The sequence below is a fragment of the Algoriphagus sp. NF genome (assembly GCF_028823735.1).
Classification (GTDB): Bacteria; Bacteroidota; Bacteroidia; order Cytophagales; family Cyclobacteriaceae; genus Algoriphagus; species Algoriphagus marincola.
Genome location: NZ_JAPEIB010000013.1, coordinates 34,711 through 59,335, shown reverse-complemented (window position 1 = coordinate 59,335; position 24,625 = coordinate 34,711). Strand labels below are relative to the sequence as shown.

General features: G+C 43.5%; 17 protein-coding genes. 1 reads left to right on the top strand and 16 read right to left on the bottom strand.

All coding sequences use genetic code 11. The features are described 5' to 3' along the window. Positions 1 to 14: 14 nt before the first annotated feature. From OU792_RS08235 to OU792_RS08160, 16 genes are all read right to left on the bottom strand, one after another. Complete coding sequence (locus tag OU792_RS08235) at positions 15 to 686, bottom strand: energy transducer TonB (RefSeq protein WP_274669931.1); 672 nt, start codon at positions 684 to 686, stop codon at positions 15 to 17. Between the two features lie 149 nt (positions 687 to 835). After that, complete coding sequence (locus OU792_RS08230) at positions 836 to 1,513, bottom strand: energy transducer TonB (protein ID WP_026945381.1); 678 nt, start codon at positions 1,511 to 1,513, stop codon at positions 836 to 838. 67 nt (positions 1,514 to 1,580) lie between these two features. Beyond that, positions 1,581 to 1,934 (bottom strand): VanZ family protein, encoded by a 354-nt coding sequence (locus OU792_RS08225; protein WP_134202375.1) that lies wholly within the window; start codon positions 1,932 to 1,934, stop codon positions 1,581 to 1,583. 7 nt (positions 1,935 to 1,941) lie between these two features. Next, positions 1,942 to 2,322 carry a glycine cleavage system protein GcvH gene (gene gcvH, locus OU792_RS08220; RefSeq protein WP_026945382.1) on the bottom strand — a complete coding sequence of 127 codons (381 nt, stop codon included), beginning with the start codon at positions 2,320 to 2,322 and terminating at the stop codon, positions 1,942 to 1,944. A gap of 56 nt (positions 2,323 to 2,378) precedes the next feature. Continuing rightward, the gene (sov, locus tag OU792_RS08215) at positions 2,379 to 9,443 is read right to left on the bottom strand and encodes a T9SS outer membrane translocon Sov/SprA (protein WP_446698885.1); all 7,065 of its coding nucleotides are present in this window, start codon (positions 9,441 to 9,443) and stop codon (positions 2,379 to 2,381) included. A gap of 90 nt (positions 9,444 to 9,533) precedes the next feature. Beyond that, positions 9,534 to 10,130 (bottom strand): Holliday junction branch migration protein RuvA, encoded by a 597-nt coding sequence (gene ruvA / locus OU792_RS08210; protein WP_222584758.1) that lies wholly within the window; start codon positions 10,128 to 10,130, stop codon positions 9,534 to 9,536. After that, a complete protein-coding gene (locus OU792_RS08205; RefSeq protein ID WP_026945385.1) occupies positions 10,127 to 12,394 on the bottom strand; it encodes an NADP-dependent malic enzyme in 2,268 nt (755 codons plus the stop codon). Before OU792_RS08205 ends, ruvA begins: the two co-directional genes overlap by 4 nt. A gap of 22 nt (positions 12,395 to 12,416) precedes the next feature. Then, positions 12,417 to 13,514 (bottom strand): DUF4837 family protein, encoded by a 1,098-nt coding sequence (locus tag OU792_RS08200; RefSeq protein ID WP_274669930.1) that lies wholly within the window; start codon positions 13,512 to 13,514, stop codon positions 12,417 to 12,419. Between the two features lie 126 nt (positions 13,515 to 13,640). After that, positions 13,641 to 15,044 (bottom strand): lytic transglycosylase domain-containing protein, encoded by a 1,404-nt coding sequence (locus OU792_RS08195; protein ID WP_134202379.1) that lies wholly within the window; start codon positions 15,042 to 15,044, stop codon positions 13,641 to 13,643. Between the two features lie 3 nt (positions 15,045 to 15,047). Continuing rightward, complete coding sequence (gene gatA / locus OU792_RS08190) at positions 15,048 to 16,478, bottom strand: Asp-tRNA(Asn)/Glu-tRNA(Gln) amidotransferase subunit GatA (protein WP_274669929.1); 1,431 nt, start codon at positions 16,476 to 16,478, stop codon at positions 15,048 to 15,050. A gap of 19 nt (positions 16,479 to 16,497) precedes the next feature. Then, positions 16,498 to 16,695: a twin-arginine translocase TatA/TatE family subunit gene (gene tatA / locus OU792_RS08185; protein ID WP_024285007.1), complete on the bottom strand. Its 198-nt coding sequence runs from the start codon at positions 16,693 to 16,695 to the stop codon at positions 16,498 to 16,500. A gap of 111 nt (positions 16,696 to 16,806) precedes the next feature. Continuing rightward, positions 16,807 to 18,060, bottom strand: a complete 1,254-nt coding sequence (locus OU792_RS08180) for a murein hydrolase activator EnvC family protein (protein ID WP_134202381.1) — start codon at positions 18,058 to 18,060, stop codon at positions 16,807 to 16,809. Next, a complete protein-coding gene (locus OU792_RS08175; protein WP_134202382.1) occupies positions 18,060 to 18,800 on the bottom strand; it encodes a DUF4292 domain-containing protein in 741 nt (246 codons plus the stop codon). Before OU792_RS08175 ends, OU792_RS08180 begins: the two co-directional genes overlap by 1 nt. After that, positions 18,793 to 20,523, bottom strand: a complete 1,731-nt coding sequence (locus OU792_RS08170; protein WP_274669928.1) for a tetratricopeptide repeat protein — start codon at positions 20,521 to 20,523, stop codon at positions 18,793 to 18,795. The genes OU792_RS08175 and OU792_RS08170 overlap by 8 nt, the downstream gene beginning before the upstream one ends. Before the next feature lie 110 nt (positions 20,524 to 20,633). Next, positions 20,634 to 22,133 carry a lipopolysaccharide biosynthesis protein gene (locus OU792_RS08165; protein ID WP_274669927.1) on the bottom strand — a complete coding sequence of 500 codons (1,500 nt, stop codon included), beginning with the start codon at positions 22,131 to 22,133 and terminating at the stop codon, positions 20,634 to 20,636. Between the two features lie 18 nt (positions 22,134 to 22,151). After that, entirely contained in the window at positions 22,152 to 22,937 is a 786-nt protein-coding gene (locus OU792_RS08160; RefSeq protein ID WP_026945393.1) for an enoyl-CoA hydratase/isomerase family protein, read from the bottom strand. A gap of 199 nt (positions 22,938 to 23,136) precedes the next feature. Here OU792_RS08160 and OU792_RS08155 point away from each other — a divergent pair, with 199 nt between their 5' ends. Continuing rightward, complete coding sequence (locus OU792_RS08155; protein ID WP_134202385.1) at positions 23,137 to 24,591, top strand: NADP-dependent isocitrate dehydrogenase; 1,455 nt, start codon at positions 23,137 to 23,139, stop codon at positions 24,589 to 24,591. The last annotated feature ends 34 nt before the right edge of the window (positions 24,592 to 24,625 follow it).

The following is a 24,625-nucleotide window of genomic DNA, read 5'->3' as shown; positions in this document are numbered from 1 at the left end:
GCTTTCTGATTCCTTTAATTTAGGCGGAAACGAATCGGGATCACCATTCTTGACCTCACAGGTCTACCTCCCATTTTTCCGGGAATCCACTCCGGGGAGTTTGCGACGACTTTCAACGCTATTTCATCACAACCTCCGCCTAAGGGTCGGACCACTTCTACATCTTGTACAGAGCCATCCTTATTGACCACAAAGCGAACCAAGACCACTCCTTCGAGTCCCATCCGGCGGGCTTGACTTGGGTAGGTAAGGTTCTTTTTTAGGTAGGTTGTCCATTCTTCCATTCCCCCTTTGAAAGTAGCCTGAACTTCCGTGAAGTCAAGGATTTCGTCAACTGGTTCCACATTAGGTGGCGATTCGGGAAGTACCACAACAGGTATTTCTACATTTTCCTCAGTATTGATATCAATGTTGAAATCCTCCGGGTTAATTTTGATATCATTTGGTACTTCCTTCACTATGGGCGGTGCAGTCTCTGGTGGGGGAGGAGGAGTTTGAATACTAATCGGTACTTCAGGGATTTCCCAAATATCAGTCTGAGAGGTGATTTCTTTGAGTTTCCCTTCTGGGTAGCTTTTCCACTCAAAAGCAGTGAGGCAAATGCCTAGGCTGCAGGTCAGCCCAAAATAAAAGAGAGGTGTAGACCATTTTCTCAGGTCTGCATTGGGATTCTTTTTCGTTTCCATGGTAAGAGGGTTTTGGTTGAAAATAAATTACCCAAGAATTTACCATGTAATGATTTCAGAATGAATGGATTAACGGTATTTAACTATGTTAAAAGTTTTAAAAATAAAAAAGCCCGGTTCTCCGGGCTTTCAATATTGCTTTTCTGTGATTAGCTCAACTTGAAGCGGATTGGAAGTCTCATTCGAGTACGAACTGGACGTCCACGTTGCTTACCAGGCTCCCACTTAGGTGCATTTTCTACAACCTTCACGGCTTCCTCATCGCAACCTCCTCCGATTCCTCGAAGAACTTCTACGTCTTGGATAGATCCATCAGTGTTGATAACGAATACCACAATTACAGTTCCTTCGATACCCATTCTTCTAGCTTGAGTTGGGTACTTAAGGTTTTTGCTGAGGTATTGATTCCAACCTGACATTCCACCTGGAGGAACTGGTTGAGTTTCTACCACGTCAAAGATCTCATCGGCTTTCTCCTCTACAGGAGCTTCAGCGATTACAACTTCTTCAATGACAGTTTCCTCTTCCACGTTCACATCGAAGTTAACTTCGATTTTTTCTTCGATTTCAACCTCATCAGGAATCTCCTGAATGATTGGCTGCTCTACTGGTGGTGGTGGAGGTGGTGGTGGCTGCTCTGTGATAGGAATATCCAGTAGCTCTTCAAAGTTGTCATCACCCATTCCGAGATCCTTAAGAGCCCCGTCATCAAATGATTTCCACTCAAAAGCCACTAGGACAGCACCAACGGCTACCATCAAACCCAAGTTCAGGAACATTCCTGACTTTTTGGTGAGATCGGCTGCCGGAGTCTTTTTTGATTCCATAGCGTTTTTGGTTTATTATAGGTTAATGTATTCGAAACTAATTAACAATTGTAAGCATTTCAAAAGATTAATCCAAGCGAAATACCTTAGATGAAATCTTAAAATATCCTAACAGACCTGCCCAAACACCGATTTGGTTGAATACCAGATCCCATATGTCGAGTGAGCGATTTGGGATCCAATATTGCCCTATTTCAAATAGGATAGATGGTAGGAACACTAGGAGACTGAACAGTAGCCAGTTCGGTTTTTGTTCTTTCAATCTCACTCCTGCCCAAATAAAGGAAAGGATGAAGAAAAGAACAGTATGGATTAATTTATCCTGAAAGTCGAAGGCCTGAATCTCGGGGAATTTTTCTCCAGGCAAAAGCATCGCAAAGCCTAGTAAAATCAACCAGATTACTCCTGCAACCCAGCGCAAATGAATCTTAATTTTGGCCTACCAGTTCTGTATATTCCTCAGCATTGAGTAGATCTTCAGGAAGATCTCCGTCAATTTTGATTTTAATCATCCAGCCTGATTCATAAGGGGATTCATTGACTAGTTCTGGAGAGCTTTCCAACTCGTCGTTGAATTCTAGGATTTCACCGCTTACAGGCATGAAAAGGTCAGAAACAGTTTTTACGGCTTCTACAGTACCAAACACCTCCCCGGCTTCGATACTTTCACCTACAGTCTCTACTTCCACGTAGACGATATCTCCCAATTCAGACTGGGCAAATTCAGTAATTCCAACCGTGGCTACATCCCCGTCGATTTTGATCCACTCGTGATCTTTGGTGTACTTAAGTTCTTGAGGAAAATTCATTTCTTGATTTGATTTTAAAGTCTCCAAAAATAAGAGGAATCCGAGAGCTAAAAAATCTATTGGGATAAATTAAATCGTAATTGTCCGCCAAAAGAGGTGGAAGCACGCTTGAAGGCAGTGGTGACGCGTGGATCATTGATACTTCTATCAAAATAGAAGGTAAGGTTGAGGTTCTGATTGATGACATAACTAACCGTGGGACGGATTTGGATATTGAGGTTTCCGTTAGTAACTGTGCTACCTTCTTCGATCTTCCGCTGTACCTGTCGGGTATCGACAATCTTCATATCCATCCGGAGGGTAAGGTCATTTTTCAGGATGGTTTCCCTTCCCTGAATCTTGAAAGGAATTTTAGTGCCTGCTTTTGTATACGAGAAGTTCAAGCCGAAATCATTACTTCTTCGCTCAGTAACCTGAGAATTGGAGAAATTCAATCCTAGTGTTCGCTCCTTGTTATAATTGATAGCAAAATTCATTCTTCCCTTTGTCATCAGATCCAGTCCAATAAGCGGAGCAAAACGTTCCGATAGTACGACTTGATTGAGTACATAAATTGGAATGAAAAACCCATCGTCATTTACTTCGTTTGGAAGTCTTTGCTCTTGTAGACGGTTAAATAGCTCCAGTCCCTGTTGATATTGGAGTGAATTGGAGAAATTGCTCGCATCATAAGTGGAGGTATAAGCATGGGTAATGTTGATACTAGTGAAAATATCACTCAGGCCTTTCAGTCTTGATAGCCCTGCATAATCAATCCTCCAATTCGGAAGCGGAGTTTTTGGAAATGGATTAAGATTCGACTCTGCTGCATCTTGACCGCGATAGGCAGCCAGAAATGCTGGTACCAATACATCCTGACCGTTGATACTGTATTCTCCTGTTGATCCATTTTGAGCGTCAAGCCTTGACTTGATAATCGCCCGATTACTTTCGAAATCTTGGAAAAGCGGCGAGTTGTTTTGTGAATCATCCCTAGAGAATGACGTTCCGAGCATAATGGTAGTCACTGAATAGGCTGTATTCGTACGGGTAGGACTGATGGATAAATATTCCCCAGGATTATCTGCCGAATTCCTGAATATTTCTTGATAATCACCCACTTCCCGTTTGTCGGCATTAAGAGTAATCCTAAAGTCTCGAATAGGTTCTACCAAAGCTCCCAATCTCAAATTCATGGCCCGGTTTTGCCTGAAGGGTTGGGTAAGTTCTGCACTTGGAGCCATGAGACCACGTGCCGCTAGTTCATTTCGAATCATCGGGTCCTGACTTCCAAAAATAAAGGCAAGTCCTGGATTGCTAAATGCCCGGTCCATTCCCAAAAGACCGGTATTCGGCAAATATCCGGGTAGGAATGTCCCTTCAACTACTCCATAATTGAAAGTGACTTCCTTGACAGACATTAGAAACTTCAGCAGTTGATTGCTAAAAGGCGTACCGATCGTGTCTTCGGCAGCGATATTATTTCTTCCTGGAATACTTGGGCGCTTTGGGGCATTGAGTGCCTCTAGTTTTTTATTTTTATTGTAAAGCCTGATTAGGTCAAACTTTCCGTTCAAAGTTTGCTCGCGCGTATTTTGGATGACATTACCCAAAGTGTCCTTTTGCCCGATCGCACCGGTCATCCAGGTATAGGTGGTGTTGTATCGATAGTCTGCCCGGATCCAATTTAGAAAAGGCACCTTATCCAGTGGAATGGTATAATTCAGATTGACAGTATGGTTGTAATTCGTCCTTCGACCAAAGTTCCAGAAATTGGTTCTGACGGAGTCAATTTTTTCCTGTGAATCCAAATCTCCCTGAGGCTCATCTACCACAGCCATGACTGAACCAGTATAATCTACCCGTAGATTCCTACTCAAGTCCCAGTTAAGGGTGTAGAATCGGTTCATGAAAAATGATTTTTGGAATAAGGGATCTACGCCGGCGGTACCAAGCTGGTCATTGCGGTATTGAGAGCGGAGGAATTTTCGATCTACATCCACCCTAGCCAAAATCTGACTTGGAGCTAAATTCAGGTTAAAGTCTTTGATCAGTTTCAAGTAAGGCGACGAAAGTCCCTCTGAATTCTTAAATGGCTCAATGTTGAGCGGTTTTGGGGCGAAATTATAAGTGATATTTCCCCGATTCGTTTTGAATTCGTAGTTCTGAATCTGAGCATTGGTCTGGGTAACTGTACCCACTGCGTAGGAGAAAGAGAAATTGCTTAAGTCATAGATTCTATTTGGTGCCTCAGGATTGGTTTTTATTTTTCGGACATTGTTAAGACTGATATTTTTTCGGGTTAGCTGGTCCTGTGCGATGTCTCGATAGGCGTCCCGTTCTTGATCGGTTTCGAACTTTTGTAAAGCGACTTCAAAAGGCACATCGGGATTAAGCGGATCAAATTCAGGCCTTGTATTCGAATTTTCCACACTCAAGTAAACTGGAATACTCACTCCCAATTCCTCTGGCAAAAGCTTGTCTGCCTTAATGTTGGTAGAAATGTCATATTGAGTAGTGGCCTGTCGAGTTCGCTGAGATATTCTGGTTTCTAGACCTCCGAAACCAATTGAGTTGTGGCGAATGGAAGCAGAGACCACAGCAAGGTCAGCAATTTTGGCATTTAGGAAAGCATTTGCAGCCCAGCCGTTATTTTCATTTTGGCCCGTTACCCGAAGTTCGTTTGCCCAGATACATACGCTTTTACTTCCACCAATACCTGTTCCGGGATTTCGTACCCCGATCATCGCACCTTGAGTCTGATTAAGTTCAGGCCGGCCGACTACAGTTACTTTGTACTGTCTGATATCCTTGGAGTAGGGGAGGTTTAAGGGGACTTGATTATTGTCCCGCTCGGTTTTGACAGAGACTATTTCCTGAATTGCGATATCAATTTCATTTTCCAGCGGCCAAATCTGCCGTGGATCTCGCGTGCCCTTTGGAGTAATGATCAAAGGAACTTCGATTTCATAATAGTTGTCTGTGTAATCTGTACCTAGTCTCAAAAATGCAGTAATCTCTCCATCTAAAGCATCCTCACTATCCGCATGGAAAAACATCTTGATCCGCTCAAATTGTACCAAGTCCAATTGTAGGTTTTTGAAAACGGCCCGAGCATCTCTAGGAGCAAGATCTTCCACACATACACGAAGGGATTGCTCATTCAATCTACGCTCAACAGTAGAAGTATTGTCTCGATCCCGGTTGATCCCTGGAGGAAGTACATAGGGGCTTTGGGTATCGCTGCCTTGTGAGTTTTCTTCTATCCCTACCACATCTACAGTCACGTTGGAATTGTCAGGCTCTGGAATTTCGAAGAATCCCCGCTCAAACAGAGACTCCTGGAATACCCGCCATTGGCTTCCAATCATTCGGAAGTTGGCCATTCGAAGCACTACAGGCTGCTCGAAGTCTGTCAGGTAAGTTCTGATCCATCGAATGGACTTAAAGCCTGTGATGTCGCCTTCTACTCGATCAGGTTGTCTTACAGGAATACGGAACAAGTACCAATCCACAGACTCTCCACCCACATTGGCGGTGACTTTATCGACGATGTAGTTTTGCCCTACTACCAGGTTGTCTGGTCGGAGATCCACTTCGTACTCGTAGTAGTTTTCTAGCTCGTTGATCGTATTATCGGTGTTGAGGTCTTCGTTGTCCGGAAGGTTGGTGCCGGATGGGGTGAAGGAAGCGGTTTGCGGTGGTTCGACCGGGGAGTTGCCTTCCATCCCGTTAAATTTTTTGTATCGCTCCAGAATCTTGATATCCTGCTGATCGAATTCCTCATTCAAGTAATACTCAAAATTATCCGCAGATACATCAGCAAGAATCCGGTTTAAACCTTGCTGATTGACATTGATCCGGTCAAGAAATCTACTCTGAAAGAATGAGGCTTCGTCCTCATTTTTAAGACCATCTAGTCCGATATCTTGATTTATACGAGCTTCTTCAGAGTTATCAAATGCAGGAAGTAAAAATTGCTCTCTTGTAATTCGACCCCATTCATTTTCTCGAGTCTCGGCAGGATCCCCATCTGCTGGCAGACCATTTTCAAATGAATGGCTGCCATCCTTCATTACATCCTCCGAAATATCTCCTAAGTTGAAATAAAGCTTACCCCCTGTGGTATTGTTTTGGTTGAAAATTCCATCCAGGACTCGCCCGTTTTCACCTTCGATAAACGGATCAAGCAACCAAAATTCCATGTACTCAATATTGGTGCGGTCAAAATCTACCTCTGTCGTAATTGCCCGTGTTACCCCACCATAGTTTTCTCTAGGATTAGGAAGCAAGCCATCTTGTCGCAGATTTGGGTTGTAATTAAACATACCCCTTTCCGATGGGAAATAAGCCAATTCAAAAAGGGGCTCAGGAGTAATGATCACATCCCTATCCTGCTGAGGGAAAATTTCTTGAGGAATTACCCTACGTACATAGTGGTTTCTTCGGTCTTCGCGTGTAATATTAGTTGGTACTCCGGGGCCATTTTCTCGATAGAAAATATTGTCGATGTTGTACCAAGCCACTCGAGCTCTTCGATAGGCTGAACCCAGCTCATCTTCGGTTTGGAAACTCAGATCAAATCGATTGTCCGGAGTCTGTGGAGTCGAAGAAAGCTTCCAGTTTTGATTGGCAGCACCTCCAAGATTGAACGGGGTAATGGCCGCTTCAAAATCATCAATGTAGGATGCTCCTTCTCCGTCTACACGGTTGGATGTACCGGGTAGCAAATGTGCAAATTCACCGCTGATACGAACCTCGGAGGTTTCTTTGGTATTGGTAAAAGGAAGTGCATCGGCCAATTTGGTGAGCCATCTGGACTCATCCGAATAGTTTGCATCCAGGCCCCAAAGACTGTTTCGGAGTGTTTCACTACCCGTCGCAATTCGCGTTACATTTGGTCTTTCATTAAGGTATAGGAAGGTGCCTCCAAGGTTGAATTTATCGCTGAAAAGGTAATCTAGGCGTGTTCCAAGGAGACTTCGTGTCTGAAATGAGACTAAATCAGCTTTTTCAAAACTCACATTGATTTGCTTTCCGGATTGAAGGATGGCATCATTGATGATGACCAAACGACCTACATTGTAATCAATAGTAAAGTCTACCCCTTCCGTTAAAGGGATGTTTCCAGCCGTGACGATCACTGAGCCAGGAGATATATTTAGCCCAGGGAGTTGGATTTCACTAGCTGAGCCTGCAGTTAATCGACCTTTGATAAAATACTTATTTAATCGCGTGACGAGCTCCGCATCTGCTTGGGTAGTTTGATAGAGTGTGTCGTAGACGTATTTTTCTTTCAGTACTCCTTCAGTGGGGAGGAACTTACGCTCCAGATTGGATCCAAAAGGCTCCAAAACAGGGAAAATCAAAAGCCCTCGATTGGAAATCATGGTCAAGCCTTCGACAAAGTCAAAGTTGCCATCTGGGGCAGGATCATTTTGAGGGTTGAGATTATCCAAACCCGTAAGCCGGATCAGCGGAATATCCTTGACCTCTTGCCCCTCCAAAAGGGATGGGTTATCCAGACCTGTGCGGTCATCTCGGTAGATCACCTGAAGCTGAAAACCTTCTCTCAGGATCTGACTGGCGTTAAGGCTGTAGACGTTTTTCATCATCAAGTCCCAGGTTGGGACCCGAGTATTGATTCGGGCTGGTCTGAGTAGCTTGAGGAAAATCAATTCATCCTCTGCCCGGTTTTGGTAATCCTCTGTGAGTTCACCCACTTTGTACACTTGCCCATTGTAGGTGTACTCATAGGAAACCGCCAAAACCTCATCGTTTTGTAATCTTCTGAAAAGGGATAAGTAGCCTAATTGGGGATTAAAGAAAAATTCGGATTGCTCGAGTTTTCTGGCTCCGTTGATTTGTTCGAAATCCAATCCTTTTCGGATGCCGAGACTATTTTCCATTGCCCGCGAACCGGTGTCGAATGGGCGGAAAGCCGGATTGGTAGAAATATTCGAAAAGAGTCGGTTGGCACCGTTTGCCGCTGGGGAATTGGGGTCTGCAGGCCCAATGTTTGGATTACTTGGGTTGAGTAATTCCCTGCCTTCTCCCAAGTCCATGAAAGCCGCGAAATTTCTAAGGGTTTCGGTATTAGCCGCCCGGTTCATGATGTACACTTCCACTCGTGTCACATTGACTCCTGACAATACTTGCGGCAAACCTCTTAGCCATCTTTCATAATTTTCTCTGAAAAAATGGCCAAGGAAGAAATGTCTGTTTTCATCGTACTCCGAACCTTGGATTTCAAAAGTTCTTCCCTGCCCGTTGGCGTCGATGGTGAGGTTGTCTCTACGACCACGTTGAGTAGAAGCTACTGCAGTCACATTGAGCTTTCCAAACTGCATTTGAGTTTTCACCCCGAAGAGGTTTTGAGCGCCTTGGATCAGTCGGTTTTGGACTGGCATCGAGACATTACCGATTTCAATAGATTGGATAATGTCTTCCTCAAATCCATTGAATTCCAATTTCAATTGATTTTGAAAATCAAAGGAATTGTTGGAATCAAAATTGGCTCCGATTTTCATTTTTTCACCCAAAGAACCGTTGACGGCCATTTGGATTTGTTGATTGAAATCAAAGCCCCCGTTTCTTTGCTGCCGGATTGGTAGGGTAGGATTATCGATTCTTCGGAATACGGCACCCAAGTCAAGGTTTACATATCCGGTAGGAGTAATGTTGATTTCGGAACCTCCGAAAATCCGATCAAAATTTGGACTGACTGTCAAAGGAGGAACAAGTCCACGTCCCTCTACGGCACTTTCTCCATCTCCTCCCCGTGCTCTACTTCTCCAATAGTCCTGTCGAACCTTGTATTCCTGAATTTGGGAAAACTCCTCAAAATCGTATTCCTGCTCATTGCCGACCCGCGTCGAATCCAACTCATCGGCAATATTGTATCGAAGGCCGGCGGTGGAATCTACTTTGACCTCAACAGATTTTTGAAGGAGAGACTTTGGGAAAAAGGGAGAATATGAGTTTAAAAAAGGGTTTCGGTAGGGAAATAGAGGATTGGTACTTTGGTTTTTCCAAAGCAAAAAAGAGGGTGCAAGGCGGCGCTGGTTGAGCGAGTCGAGTCTAGTTTGGGTACTGTCCGGGTTGGTTTGTTGGGCTTCTGCAGTCGATAAACTGATCAACAATCCAAACAGGATGAAGCAAAAAGGCCAACTAACCAGAGATCTTTCCCTGCAAAAAGTCAGTATTGTCCGAAAGTTCAATCCAAGTTTTGATTATGATGTCTTTAAAGATGCTTTAATTAAATCTTCTAAAGAAATTTCTCCATTGGTTTTTTTGAGTACTTGGTTGATATTCTTTTCAGCGGCAGCTTTGGGAAAACCAAGAGTCAATAAGGCTTGTAACGCTTCTTCTCGGACTTTATTGCTTGATTTAAGGAAGCCAATTTGCTGTCCGGCACCAGTTGCGGATGATTTGCTGACTTTATCCTTGAGTTCTAAAATCACCCGTTGGGCTGTCTTCAATCCAATGCCTTTCACTTGTTGAATAGATGCTACATCACCCGAAAGGATCGCATTTTCCACCTCTTCGGTACTCATTGAAGATAAGATCATCAACCCGGTATTGGGCCCCACACCACTAATGCTGATCAGGAGTAAGAAAAGACGCTTTTCGCTTTCTTCCCAAAAGCCATACAAGGTGTGTGCATCTTCTTTGATGTGTAGGTAAGTGTGTAGACGTATGGCTTCCTGATCTTTGATTTTACTGTAGGTCTGCAGGGAGATTTTGACCTCATAGCCAATCCCACCCACGTCGATGAGGACGTAGGTGGGGTCTTTGAATGCTAATTTTCCCTGAAGATAGGCAATCATGATTGTGCTGTTTGTGCGTCCACTACAGCGATAGCAACCATATTCACGATTTCTCGGATCGAACTGCCCAATTGAAGGATATGAACTGGCTTATTCATACCAAGAAGAATAGGACCGATTGCCTCTGCATTTCCAAGCTCCGAAAGTAGCTTGTAAGCGATGTTTCCTGAAGCCAAATCTGGGAAAATCAAGGTATTAGCTCTTCGATTGATCAATTGAGAGAAAGGATAAATCTCCTTTTGGATTTCGTCATTGATTGCGACGTTTGCTTGCATTTCCCCTTCAATAATGAGGTCAGGATACCTTTCTTTGGCAAGTGCAGTTGCTTTCGCCATTTTTACTGGGATGTCTCCCTGGGCAGAGCCAAAGTTGGAGTAGGAAAGCATGGCCACTCGCGGCTGTACATTAAAGAACTTCACAGCCTCTGCGGTCAATCCGATAATGTCGACCAACTCTTCTACACTTGGATTTAGATTGACAGTCGTGTCAGCAAAGAAGTAAGGTCCTTTGTCTGTATTCATGATATACATTCCGGCTACTCGCTTCGCCTCAGGCTTTACTCCGATGGTATGAAGTGATGGCAAAATGGTTTTCGGATAATCTCTAGTCAGACCTGAAATGAATGCATCCGCAAGACCTACTTCAACCATCATAGCTCCAAAGTAATTTCTTTGAGTTACCAATCGGGAAGCATCTGTAAGTGTCATTCCTTTTCGCTTTCTCTTATCATATAGCACCTTGGTAAACTGATCAAGTTTTTCAGTTTCTTCTAGCGGATCGATGATGGTGACATGTTCTAAATCCAGAGAATTCTCTTGAATCAAGGCTAGAATTTTTTCCTTATTTCCAAGAAGGATAGGCTGTGCTATCTTTTCATCACGGATGATTTGGGCTGCCTTCAAGATCTTGCGGTTGTCGGCTTCTGCGAAAACTACTCGCTTCGGATCTTTCTTCGCTCTCGCAATGACTACAGACATCAATCGCTGATCGATACCGATTCGTTCTTGTAGCTCTAATTCGTAAGCATCCCAGTCAGTGATGCTTTTACGAGCTACTCCTGAATCAATGGCTGCTTTCGCTACTGCAGGGGCGATAGTGGTAATGAGTCTTGGATCAAGAGGTTTTGGGATAAGGTACATTCTGCCAAAACCCAGATTTGCTTCTCCGTAAGCCTTTGTTACAATATCAGGAACGGGCTCTTTGGCTAGCTTCGCGATTGCTTTCGCTGCTGCAAGCTTCATGTCTTCGTTAATGGCGGTAGATCGAACGTCTAGTGCTCCACGGAAGATATATGGGAATCCAAGAACATTATTTACTTGATTAGGATGGTCAGAACGACCTGTTGCCATGATGACATCTTCTCTAGCAGCGATTGCCAAATCATAGGCGATTTCCGGATCTGGATTTGCCAATGCAAAAACGATCGGATTAGGAGCCATCAGCTTTATTTGATCCTGAGAAACCACATTCCCAGCGGAAAGTCCCAAGAAAACATCTGCACCGCTCATCGCATCAGAAAGAGTGTGAATATCCCGATCGGTAGAGAATTCTGCTTTTATGCTATCTAGATTGTCGCGGTCAGATCGAATGACTCCCTCTTTGTCACACATGACGACATTTTCACGCTTGACACCAAGGGACATGTAAAAACGCGTACAGGAAACGGCTGATGCTCCTGCACCATTGACCACTAGTTTGATCTCGGTTATGTCTTTCTCTACTAGTTCCAAAGCATTGAGTAAAGCTGCCCCAGAAATGATTGCCGTACCATGCTGATCATCATGCATGACCGGGATTTTCATCTCTTTTTTGAGGGTTTGCTCTATTTCAAAGCATTCAGGAGCCTTGATATCTTCCAAGTTGACGCCGCCAAAAGTCGGCTCAAGAGACTTGATGATATCGATGAGCTTTTTAGGGTCATTTTCGTTGATCTCGATATCGAAAACGTCGATACCTGCAAATTTCTTGAAAAGAACTCCTTTTCCCTCCATGACGGGCTTGGAAGCTTCAGGACCGATATTTCCAAGGCCCAAGACGGCTGTTCCATTTGATATGACAGCTACCAAATTACCCTTTGCAGTGTATTTGTAGACGTTCTCTACGTTTGCTTCGATCTCCTTGCAAGGCTCTGCTACTCCAGGTGAATAGGCAAGTGCCAAGTCCATTTGACTCGAAAGCGGCTTGGAAGGGATGACTTCGATTTTACCAGGTGAGCCCTGTGTATGGTAATTCAGGGCGTCTTCTTTCCGGATTTTGATGGCCATAAAAATGGGGTTAGTTGGGTACTTAAGAGCCTTGCTCGGGCACCCAACTAATATCCGTATTGAGAAGAATGGTCTCTATTTCTCTGAGAGCATCTCTGTGTACTTCATTTGGGTAGTACACAAATCCTTCCAGATAATAAAGTTTACCTTTTTCCTGATCTACCATCAGGTATCCCAGGTAGGTTCCACCCATACTGATATTGTTGGTCCTCCAAGAGGCTCTGATTTCGGTGGTAAAATTATCATTTATCACCATGTTTCGGAAAGCTGGAGGGATTTGTTTTTCAGTTACTACATAAGAGGTAGGATCTTCAGGGTCTCCAAAAACATGTTGTCTAGTGATAGAGTCCCTGATAGCCAGGATGTTCTCTGGGAATGTTTGCTCCTCAGAGACATAATCTTCTACATGAAAAATCAGGCTGATATCAGGCCTTCTTTCGGTAGGAGTAGGTTGCCGGAGCCATAGAAATCCCGGTTGGCTCTTCGCGACTTGGTAAGAAGCAGGGACGTTAATTTGGATTCCGAGGTTTTTTTCTGCCTCAGCATTGGCAGCCGTATTTTTTCTTGCTAGAATAATGCTTTCCAAACGACCCCTTTCCCGTACCTCAAAAAGATTTTGAAGACGGTCTGAATTCTTTTTCAAGTTGGTTACTAATTGCTCTTCATTGTTTCCAAAAAGATAGAGGACTTCCTGTCCTACCGCATATTCATCTTCTACTCGTAGGGAATAAATGGACGGGTCATTCAGCGCTTTCTCTTTGGATTCTTTAGAAAACTGTGCATTGATCACCTGACTAGCCGAACCTTTATCGTCGAAAGTGGTGACGTAAACCAAATTGGTCGACATCTTCAGCATTCGGGTCATTGCTCGTGGATCCACAGTATTCACCTTGAATTTACTTTCGGAGCGGATCATTCCGGGCATATCAGCTTCAAAAATATTTTTCAACGCGTCACCCACTGGGCCAGCATATTTCGCAGAGTCAATGACTAGGATGATTTCGCCGATGGCACCCCGGGCTTTGGGTTTGGTGTTTTCGGAGAGTGGGCCATTTGCATCACATGCAAAAAACATCCCTACTCCAAGTATGAACATACTAAATCTCAGAAGAGGCTTCATTAAGTTGTTTGGTTTTATTTGGTTGGAAGTAAAATAAATACTTTCCGAGGGGAAAACTCAATCCCTTATGAACTTTTGGATTTTGTTAAAAAAAATTAACAGAATTAAGGAGTGAACTCAGTCAAATTAACCAATGATGAGTCGTTGCCCCGGTTTGATTTGAGTGGAGTTCAGGTTGTTCAGTCTTTTCAACTGGTCTACGGTCAGTCCTGCAAATCGCCGAGAAATGATCCAAAGTGAATCTCCCGGTTGTACGACATAGGTTTTTTGACCGTTCGAATTTGTCTGTACTTTGGCGACTGTTCTCGCTGGAGCAGCACCCTCAGGAGCATGCAAGGTAAGCCGCTGTCCAACTCGTATTAGATTGGAAGAAAGGTTGTTCCATTCCTTGATTTGGGAAACGGATACGCGATAGTTCTGTGCGATTTTCCCAAGGTTATCACCGCTTTGCACCCGATACGTGATGGTATTTCGCTCGATTTCATCCAGCTTTTCATCTTCTGAGCGATAAATCAACTTATCGCTTGCCAGTAGTGGGCGAAGCTCATTTCCGAGGGAATCAGAGATCCAGGCAAAGTTTTCTTTGACAAAATTTGCCTGATTTACCGGTACACGGATAGCCATACTTTTATGGCTTTCAGGGATTCTTCTACGTTTTACTGCAGGATTTAATTTTTCTAAGTCGGCTAGGCAGAGATTGGTCAATTCTGAAAGCTTGTCCAAAGTAAAGGCTCTCTCAAACCGGATAGATTCGGTAGCAAAAGCGTAGGTGGGCTCTTCCAGGTGTAAATTATGTGCATCCAAATGACGAAGAATGTACATCATTGCCTGAAATTGGGGGACATAACCACGAGTTTCTCGAGGCAGGTAGTTATAGATTTCCCAGAATTTCTTTTTGCCTCCTGATCTTCTAATGGCTTTTCTCACGTTTCCAGGACCGCAATTGTAAGCTGCGAGCGCCAATTCCCAATCACCAAACATTCGATACAGGGACTTTAGGTATTTGGCAGCGGCTTCTGTGGATTGTTCAGGATCCATTCGCTCATCAATATCCCAGTTAATATCCATTCCATACATCTTTCCTGTAGCTGGCATAAATTGCCAAAGGCCCATAGCGCCCACACGGGACCGAATTTGTGGGTCTAATCCCGACTCGATAATGGATAAATACTTGATGTCGTCTGGCATTTCATGCTCAGCCAAAGTCTCCTCAAAAAGCGGAAAGAATAAATCCTTGCGAGCTAAAACCATTTTGGTGTAGTCGCGATTCCGGACGGTGAAATATTGGATAAAAGAGAAAATTCGATCGTTCAATTCGAAGGACATTTCGCTGTCCATCTTATCTACACGCTCCTTGATTAGATCGTATGTAAAATCAGGGATGTATTCGTAATGATAATTAGGCTGAACCAAGTTTTCATCAAAAAGATCCGGAGCCACTAGTTCATTCTCCTGAGGGAAAGCAGTAGAAATAGATAGACTGAAGGTGAAAACAATCAGAATAAATATTTTCAAGTTGCGATCCGTCATGGTTTATTTTTCGGTTTTTTGGTTCAAATAGTTACAAAAAGAGAATAAATCTGCCTCTTTGAAGGAATTGGTGATGACTTGAATTCCTATCGGCATCCCATTTCCATCTTTACCATTTGGAAGTGAAATGGCTGGTACTCCAGATACTGAAGCTTGCACTGTGAAAAGATCTTCTAAGTACATGGATACAGGATCATCACTATGCTCTCCGAATTTAAACGCCGTGGTAGGCGTAGTCGGCATGATAATATAATCAAAATCATCCAAAAGTGACTCCGTAAATTCTTTGATCAGTCTTCTGACCTTTTGAGCCTTGGTAAAATACGCATCATAATAGCTAGCACTCAAAACAAAAGTCCCCAGCATAATCCTTCGCTTCACTTCCTCCCCAAAACCTTCGCTTCGGCTGAGCTTGTACATGGACTCAAGATTATGGGTATTCGGACTTCTATAGCCATACTTGACTCCATCAAATCGGGACAAATTGGAGCTAGCCTCAGCTGTAGTGAGAATGTAGTATGTCGGGAGAATGTATTCTAAAAGTGGGAAATCTACAGCCTTTACTTGATGTCCGTCAGATTCAAGGTTTTTAAGAACAGACTCTGTGTTTTTTTTGATTTCCGCTTGAAGCATGGGAGACTCCAAAGCTTCTTTCAGATATGCAATCTTTACTTTCTTGTCAAAGTGCAAAAGTTGACTGTATGGAAGTACTGGTTTTCGAGAGGAAGTGTTATCCCACTCATCATGCCCTGCGATCACTTCCATGACAAGGGCATTGTCTTGTATGGTTTGAGAAAAAACGCCGATTGTATCAAAAGAAGAAGCATATGCGATTAATCCCCATCTGGAAACGCGGGAATAAGTTGGTTTAGAACCAATCACTCCTGTAAAAGCTGCTGGCTGTCTGACCGATCCTCCTGTGTCCGTTCCTAATGAGACGGTACAGAGATTTGCTTGAACAGCTACAGCTGATCCTCCTGAGGAACCACCGGGCACTCGGGATTCATCAAGTGCATTCAGAACTTTTCCATGTGAAGAATTTTCATTGGAACTGCCCATTCCAAATTCATCACAGTTCAGTCGCCCAATGATGATCGCATCTTGATCAATCAAGCGTTGTACAACGGTGCAAGTGTATTGTGATTCGTAGCCCTGTAGGATGGAGGAAGACGCATTGGATTCGTGGCCAGCATAGCATAGAACATCCTTGATGCCAATGACCATTCCTGCGAGTTTGCCAGCCTTTCCGGCTGCAAGTTTTGCATCTACACGGTTTGCTTGGGCAAGAGCGGATTGCTCATAAACTTCGACGAAGGCGTTTAAGTGCGCCTTCGTCTGAATGTTTTTGAGGTAGTACTGAACGATTGAAAGACAATTCGTTTCTCCTTTTTCGAGGGATTTTTGAATTTCCCCGAATGAAATAAATTTTTCCAACGTCTCAGAGATTAAGGAATTACTTTTTCTTATCCTTCAATCCCTCTTCGAGATCATTTTGAATATCTTTAGTAGCGTCTTTGAACTCACGGATACCGCGTCCAAGACCTCTAGCTAGTTCAGGAATTCGCTTTGCTCCAAATAGGAGAAGAATGACCAAAACGATCAGGACGATCGATCCGCCACCCATATTTTGAAAGAAACCCAATGTTGCCATAGTTAATTTGATTTAGGGTAAATATAGCCACAAAGATACTATTGTCCTTGGCATGGACAAAGAAGCGTCGTGACTCTTCGATTGTTTTTCTTGAATATACGGATTTTTACACTACCGGGATGAAATCCATGAGGCAGGATCCATTTTCTGAAGACCTTTCCAGGTTTGAAAATGGATTTCTGCTTCTCCATCTGAATTGGTAGCTACTCGTCCAATTACGTCCTTTGCCTTCACTATTTGTCCAACTTTTACAGAAGTGGACTGAAGCTTAGTGTATAAGGTATAATATTCACCGTGTTTGATGAGAACGGTTTCACCATAGCCTGGCATTGACGCCACCTTGGCTACAGTTCCGTCAAAGACTGTTCTGACATTGGAGTTAGGCTGTGTTCGTATATTGATCCCGTCACTGGGCACTGTAATGCCTCGTAGTGTCGGGTGAGGATGGTCTCCGTAGGTTTGGGAAATAAAGCCCGTTTCTACAGGCCATGGGAGTCTGCCTCTGTTTCCGGCAAAGGAGCTGGAAAGTGCCGCTACTTCAGGAGTCATCGGTAGACTGCTGCCTGCAGCTTTGGTTGCTGTGCTGTTTTCTTTTTTCGCAGCCGCCTCAGCTAGTCGGATCTCCTCCTCAATAGCTTTACGAATCATGGACTCGAGTTGTTGTTGCTGTTTTTTGGTAGCCGTGATTTGACTTCTGATGCTCTTTTCCTTTTTGGTGAGGGTATTGACTATGCCTTGTTGTTCTCTGCGCATGGCTTCCAGCTTCTGGCGCTCACGCTGCGCTTCCGCCAGGATTTTTTCTTTGTCCTGCTTTCGGATTTCGAGCAGCTCTTTTTCCTTAGCCAGTTCCAGACTCAGAGCTTGGATTTGTGCTGCCTGCTGCTTTCTACTGTCTGTGTATTGTTTCAGGTATTTCAAACGCATGTAAAGCTGATTGAAATTGTTGGAGCTGAATACAAAAGCTACAATGGATAAGTTTCGATTGAGTTTGGACGAATTGTAAATCATCCGGGCATACTCAGCCTTCAATTCCTTCAGGTCATTTTCCAGACGATTAATATCATCTTCATTTTTTTTGATTTCGCTATCCAATACTTTCACTTCCCTGTCGAGTGTGCTGACTAGCCGTGACTGAGTCTGATATTGCCTAGTGACTGCATTGAGTGAGCCAATAGTCTCTTTTTTATTGGCAGTTGTCTGCCGAAGAATAGCATCAAATTCCTTGAGCTTGGCCTGAATTTCTGCTTTTTCCCGTTCCAAATCTGCCCGCGTCCGTGATGTTTGTGCTTGCACCGGGGACAAGGTGGCCATGCTTATCAAGGCTAAGCAGGTAATCAGAAAAAGTCGATATGAAGTGTTTTTCATCAAAATTTGAAAGGAAAATTCAATGGTTCGTCTTCCAAAGTGATGGAGGTCCAGTCCACATGTAAGATGGTATTTTGAGATCCTGTACTAAGCTGATAAACAAGTTTGTAGAGTGTCTCGGAAGGGAATGGTTGACCATCTACTTCCTGAAATCCATCAAAGCTCGCAAGTAAGGAACCTCTGTCGTCGAGTGAATTTCCTGCCAGTTCAATGACTTTGGCGCTTTCAGTTCCGATTTTGCTAAAATACCTGACCTGATTTCGCACCTGCGTCAATTCATATTGAGACTTGACCCGAAGTAATCGGTCACTATAGTCAAATCGAAAAGGAGGATTAGCCCAAAGTATATTTTGGAAAAGGTCTAAGGACAAGTCCAAGCCATAAAAGTTCTTGAATTCCCCAAATGTCAGGTTGATGTCTTCTTTTCCGATTCTGTCCTTGATTTGGATTTTTTCTTGAGTGATCAAGCCCCTTACTGCTTCCATTCCAAGGCCGGGAGAAATGGTAAACCAAAGGACTGAATCCTTTTTTGAGCGAAGACTAAGCGTACCCCGAGTGACTTTTCCAGACTCTTCTTCGATGATGACCTTGGCCCGGGCACTTAAATAATTATAGCTTGGATAGCTGGGCTGAAAGCTTTCCATCCTTCCATCCGATTGGTATGGGATGACCTTTTTTGCACAGCTGGCCGAAAAAATCAATAATAAAAGAATCAGGCTGCTGCCTAAAAATCTATTCATAATATTTTCTGTCTCTAATCTTCATTGGTAGTTTTTCGGATGCTTCCGGACTATCAGCTGCTTTTTCCCAATAGTTAATGGCTTCTGATTTTTTGCCTAAATGATACAAAATATCGCCAAAATGCTCCAAAAGAACTCCGCTAGGCTCGGTTTCGCTTCGAAGTGCCTTTTTCATATATAGATAGGCATCCTCATACTCACCTAGCTGGAAAAGCACCCAAGCATACGTATCCAAAAAAGTGCCATTTTCTGGAAATCGCTTGACAACTTTGGCTGCCATTTCTTTAGCCTTCTCCAAGTTTCTCTTTTCCAGGGAAAGGAAGTAGGCGTAATTATTCAGTACCTGCTCATCATTTGGATTGATTTGTAGAGCCTTGTCAAAGTAGACAAAGGAGGAATCTTTTTGTCCGAGATTGTAAAACGAGCTACCCAAGGACCCAAAAGCAACTTGGTCCAATTGATCATTTTGTCCGGAGTTCAGCTCGATAGCTTTCTGCAGGGACTGTACGGCAACACTGTCCTTTTGCAAAGCGGATTTGACCACACCATCATAAAACCAAAACTGAGGGCTTTCCGGAAATTCGTCCACTCCCATGATAGTATATTTTTCCAGGCCTTGTAGGTCGGCATTTTCTCCAAATGAATTCAGAATGACTTGTTCTAAAATCCTCGGGTTTGAAGGGTTCAAATCCAAGGATTTTTTATACAGCGCTACACTTTCTGGAATTCGCTTTTCCTTGGACTCTCTATCTCCAAGCGTTTCATAAATGGCTGCATTATTTGCTTCATCTGCCCGCATCAAAACAGTCAAGGAATCAAGAATTCGCTCTCGTTCAGGGGTGCTGATTTCATTCAAAATACCTGCAAAGGCTCTGGCTTTTGAATCCGGGTCCAAATCAGGGCTAGCAAATGCGCTAAACAGATATTCGGTGGATTTATCAGTATCCCCTTTTGATTTTAGTAGGGTATAGGCTGCCATTTGTAGCTCAGGCTGATTGGGATATTTTACAATTTCCTCATTCACCAAATCTATGGCTTGGTCCAGACGGTTGTTGTTGAATAATATCTCTACCAAGCCCAATACAAATTGAGGATTTCCCGGTCTGGCTTCGATCAGCCGCTCACCTTCTTCAATCGCTTGATCGAGTTGGTTTTTACGGAGATAAATTCGCTGTTTTTGTTGGGTAATAGGCTCCATTACACCGAAATACCGCTCTGCACGATCCAGCACGACCAAGGCTTTGTCAAATTCTCCAGCTTGTAAATAAATGGAGGCCAAGTCCAAATTATATTGCTGATTGCTCTCCCCGTCGGCAGTGAGTTGATCGAGTATTTCAGCTGCTCTTAGCGGTTGTTGGAGATTATTGTAGATCTCTGCAACCATCAAGGCATAATATTTATTTTCAGAATCAAGTCTAACAGCCTCCTTCGCATAAGGAAGAGCCTTTTCTGGGTCATTGGCGCGGGTGTAGATTTCTGCTATTTTATAGTGAATTGCAGGCTCATCAGGATTTAGTTCCAAGGCTCTCTGCAAATAGACAAAGGCTTTCTCAAACTCACCCAAAGCCAATTGCTTGGTGTCCTCGATGAAATTCCGGTCTGACAGTGCTTCCTGCTCCTGGATTTTTCGCTCCTTTTTTGAAAGTTTTTTTTGGACTTGTCCTTGGGCGATGCTTCCTGAAAAAAGAAGTGCCAGAACAAGCAATAATCTATGAATGTGCACGGTGATTTTTTCCCTTTACTCTTTGAATTACAAACATAATGCCTTTTGCCGAAAGGCATTGAATTATTGGAACAGCAGTCCCGGATAAATCATCCCAAATGGAAATCGATTTAGGCTTTTTTTGCAAAAAATCGGTTCAGCTCTTTCCGCTCCAATACCAGAATAAGAATTATGAAAGGAATCAGGAAGGCGTTTTTAAGGAAAAATGAGAGAATTTCGGATTCGGTACTCCACCAAAATCCCAAATAACTCAGTCCAAATGCAATCAAAAGATAGGCGAAATCTTTTCCTGTCTGATAGGGAATGGGGTAAAACTTTTGACCAAAAACAAAGCAAATCACTGACATCACCACATAGCAGGCCAAGGTACTTAGAGCAGCGCCCATAAAACCATAAACCGGTACCAAAAGAATCACGACTGCAATACTCACCAAAGCGCCTACAAAAGTGATCCAGAAACTATATTGAGTCTTGTCGGTGATTTTGAACCAAATGGAAAGATTGAAATAAACACCCAGAAGCAGGTATCCCATCAATAAAACAGGGACAATGTATAATCCCTCCGCATAGCCTGCACTTCGAAGAAAAAGTGGTCCCAACCATTCAAGATTGACAGATATTGCAATCATCAAGAGGCTGCAGAAAATAATAAATGCATGCATGACCCGCGCATAGAGTTCGGGCGAGTTTTTATTTCCAGACTCCCGAAAGAAGAATGGCTCGGCTGCATATTTGAAGGCTTGAATTACTAGATTCATCAAGATCGCCAATTTGAAGTTGGCGCCAAAGACTCCAGCTGCATCACGACTGCTAAGGCCAGGATAGAAATTTTCGGGTAGAATGTATTCGAAAAGTAGCCTAGAGACCAATTCATTGGTAACTCCCGCCAAACCCATGAAGAGCAGGGGCAAGGCATATTTCCACATCGGCTGAAGGATGCTTTTTTCCAGTTTTGGACTGAAAAAGCCCGCTTTCCACCAGACAAAAGGAATAATCAAGCCATTGGCGAGTAGATTTGCTAAAAGAATGTATTCTACGCCCCAATCTGATCGGTAACCCCAGAATCCTTCGGGAATAACTCCCTGATCTATCCACATTGGAATGGCGATAATCAGTAGCAAATTGAATCCGACATTTAAGGTAATGTTGGTCAATTTGGCTGCGGCAAATGTCAGGGCTTTATTGTCTAGTCTTAGCTTCGCAAAAGGGATAGCTAAGACCGCATCAAAAGTCAAAATCAAGGCCATCCAGCGAAATAAGTAGGCCTGATCCGGATAGTCCATCCAGTTTGCGAGTTGTGGAGCAAGCAGGTAAATGCCCGTTCCAAAGACCAGAGATGTCCCAACCAAGAGGCTTTGGGCATTATTGTAGACCCGCTTTGGATCGAGGTTTTTACCAGTAGCAAATCTGAAAAAGCTCGTCTCCATCCCGTAGGTGAAGATGATATTCAAAAATCCGATCAGCGCATAAATACCTGTAAAAGCACCTAGAGCATTTTTGCTCAGGTAAGCGGTGTAGACGATGATCAGTAAAAAATTGATTGAGCGGCCCAAAATACTGCTGAGACCATAAATCGCAGTCTGACCGGCTAGTTTTTTGAGATTGCTCATGAATAGGCTATTCGCCGCTTATTCGCCTTTGAATACTGGCTTTCTTTTTTCCAAAAATGCAGAAGTCCCCTCTTTGTAATCACCAGATTTGACGCATCTGGCAAATGAATTGGCCTCAGTTTGATAGCCGTTTTCATCCGAGCGATAAACTGCATTTACACAATCCACGATCATTCCGATCGCTAAGGGTGCCTTCGACATGATTTTGTGCAGAATTTCTTCGGCTTTAGCCATGGCTTCTTCTTTAGTTGGAAGCACATGATTGACCAACCCGAGCGATCTGGCATCTTCAGCATTGATCATATCGCCGGTCATCATGAGTTCATTGGCTTTGCCTCTACCGATCAAAATAGTCAGGCGCTGGGTGCCGCCATATCCTGGAATGATACCCAAGTTTACCTCGGGCTGTCCAAATCTTGCATTTGCAGAAGCAATTCGCATGTGACAGGCCATGGCGAGTTCACAGCCACCACCTAGCGTAAAGCCATTGGTCACGGCGATTACCGGTTTTTCACAATTTTCAATCACAGAAAAAATTTCCTGACCGTTTTCGGCAAATTTCCGTGCATTCACCTCATTTAGCTCGGCGATTTCACTGATGTCTGCCCCGGCTACAAAGGCCTTTTCACCTGCACCCGTGAGAATGACTGCTTTGATGGATTTGTCCTCCAAAACAGTATCAAATACCTCCCTCAATTCTTCCAAAGTAGCAAAATTCAGGGCATTCATTTTATCTTCCCGATTGATGGTGAGGTAAAGAATTCCATCTTTTGTTTCGGCTAGGATATTTTTAAAGTGGTCCATAAGCTTCTTGTTCTGTAGAAAACAAATATACGTCTCGGGTATTCAATCCCAAATGGAGTCTTGGAAAAATCCAAAAATCGTAGGGAATACAAACCTGATTTTATCCAAGATATAAATTCAATTTAGGTATTTCAGGGCGTGGTACAGCATTTTTTCCTTACTTTTGCGGAACGAAATTTTAATCAAAACCTCAAAATATATGTCTTCAAAAAGAAAGATAACCGTAGCATACGGGGATGGAATCGGTCCGGAAATCATGGACGCTACATTGAGAATACTCGATGCTGCCGGTGCTCAGTTGGAATATGACGTGATCGAAATTGGTGAAAAGGTGTACTTGAAGGGGATTTCCTCAGGAATGGAGCCCAAAGCCATTGACTCACTTCGCGAAACCAAAGTCTTTTTGAAGTCGCCGATCACCACTCCTCAAGGTGGAGGTTTCAAGTCCCTTAACGTGACTACTCGGAAGTCTTTTGGGTTGTATGCTAATGTGCGTCCATGTAAGGCTTTTTCTCCCTTTGTAAAGACTCACTTTCCTAAGACGGATATGGTTATTATCCGCGAAAATGAGGAAGATCTATACGCGGGTATCGAGCACAGACAGACAGAGGAAGTGTATCAGACTCTTAAATTGATCTCTGAGCCAGGTTCCGAAAAAATCATTCGCTATGCTTTCGAATATGCCAAGAAATACGGTCGCAAGAAGGTGACTTGTATGACTAAGGACAATATCATGAAGCTTGCCGATGGTTTGTTTCACAAGAAATTTGATGAAATAGCCAAAGAATATCCAGAGATTCAGTCCGATCACAAGATCATCGATATCGGTACCGCTTTGATCGCAGATAGACCGGAGACTTTTGATGTGGTGGTGACTCTAAACCTATACGGAGATATCATTTCCGATGTAGCGGCTCAGGTGACAGGATCTGTAGGTCTTGGAGGATCTGCCAATGTGGGTGCTGAGGTGGCCATGTTTGAAGCAATTCACGGTTCTGCTCCTGATATCGCAGGGATGGGGATTGCCAATCCTTCCGGTTTGCTGAACGGTGCCATCATGATGTTGGTGCATATCGGACAGCCGGATGTAGCCGAGAAGATTTCCAATGCTTGGATGAAGACTTTGGAAGATGGAATTCACACTGGCGATATTTTCCAAGAGGGACTTTCTTCCAAAAAAGCCTCTACAAAGGAATTTGCTGATGCTGTTATCGAGCGCCTTGGCCAAAAGCCTGAGAAAATGACTCCTGCTGTCTTTGGTGAAGATGCTACTGAGCCAATGAATATCACCTTGACCAAAAAGCCTAAGGCTAAGAAGGAATTGGTGGGTATCGATGTGTTTATTGACTGGGACGAGGATAATCGTGATCCCAATATCATCGGAGAGCGTCTCAGAAAAGCCAATGCCGATGGTTTGCAGTTGCATCTCATTACCAACCGTGGGGTGAAGGTATTCCCAGAGGGTCTTAGAGAGACTTTCTGTACTGATCACTGGAGATGCCGATTTAAGACGGCAGACCAGAAAGTATTATCCCATAACCACATTTTGGAATTATTGACTCAAATCAAGGCTTTAGGCTTTGACTTTATCAAGACAGAGCACTTATACACCTTTGATGGGGTAAGAGGCTATTCGCTTGCACAAGGAGAATAATTTCAAAAACGAAGATTGAAATACGAAATACGGA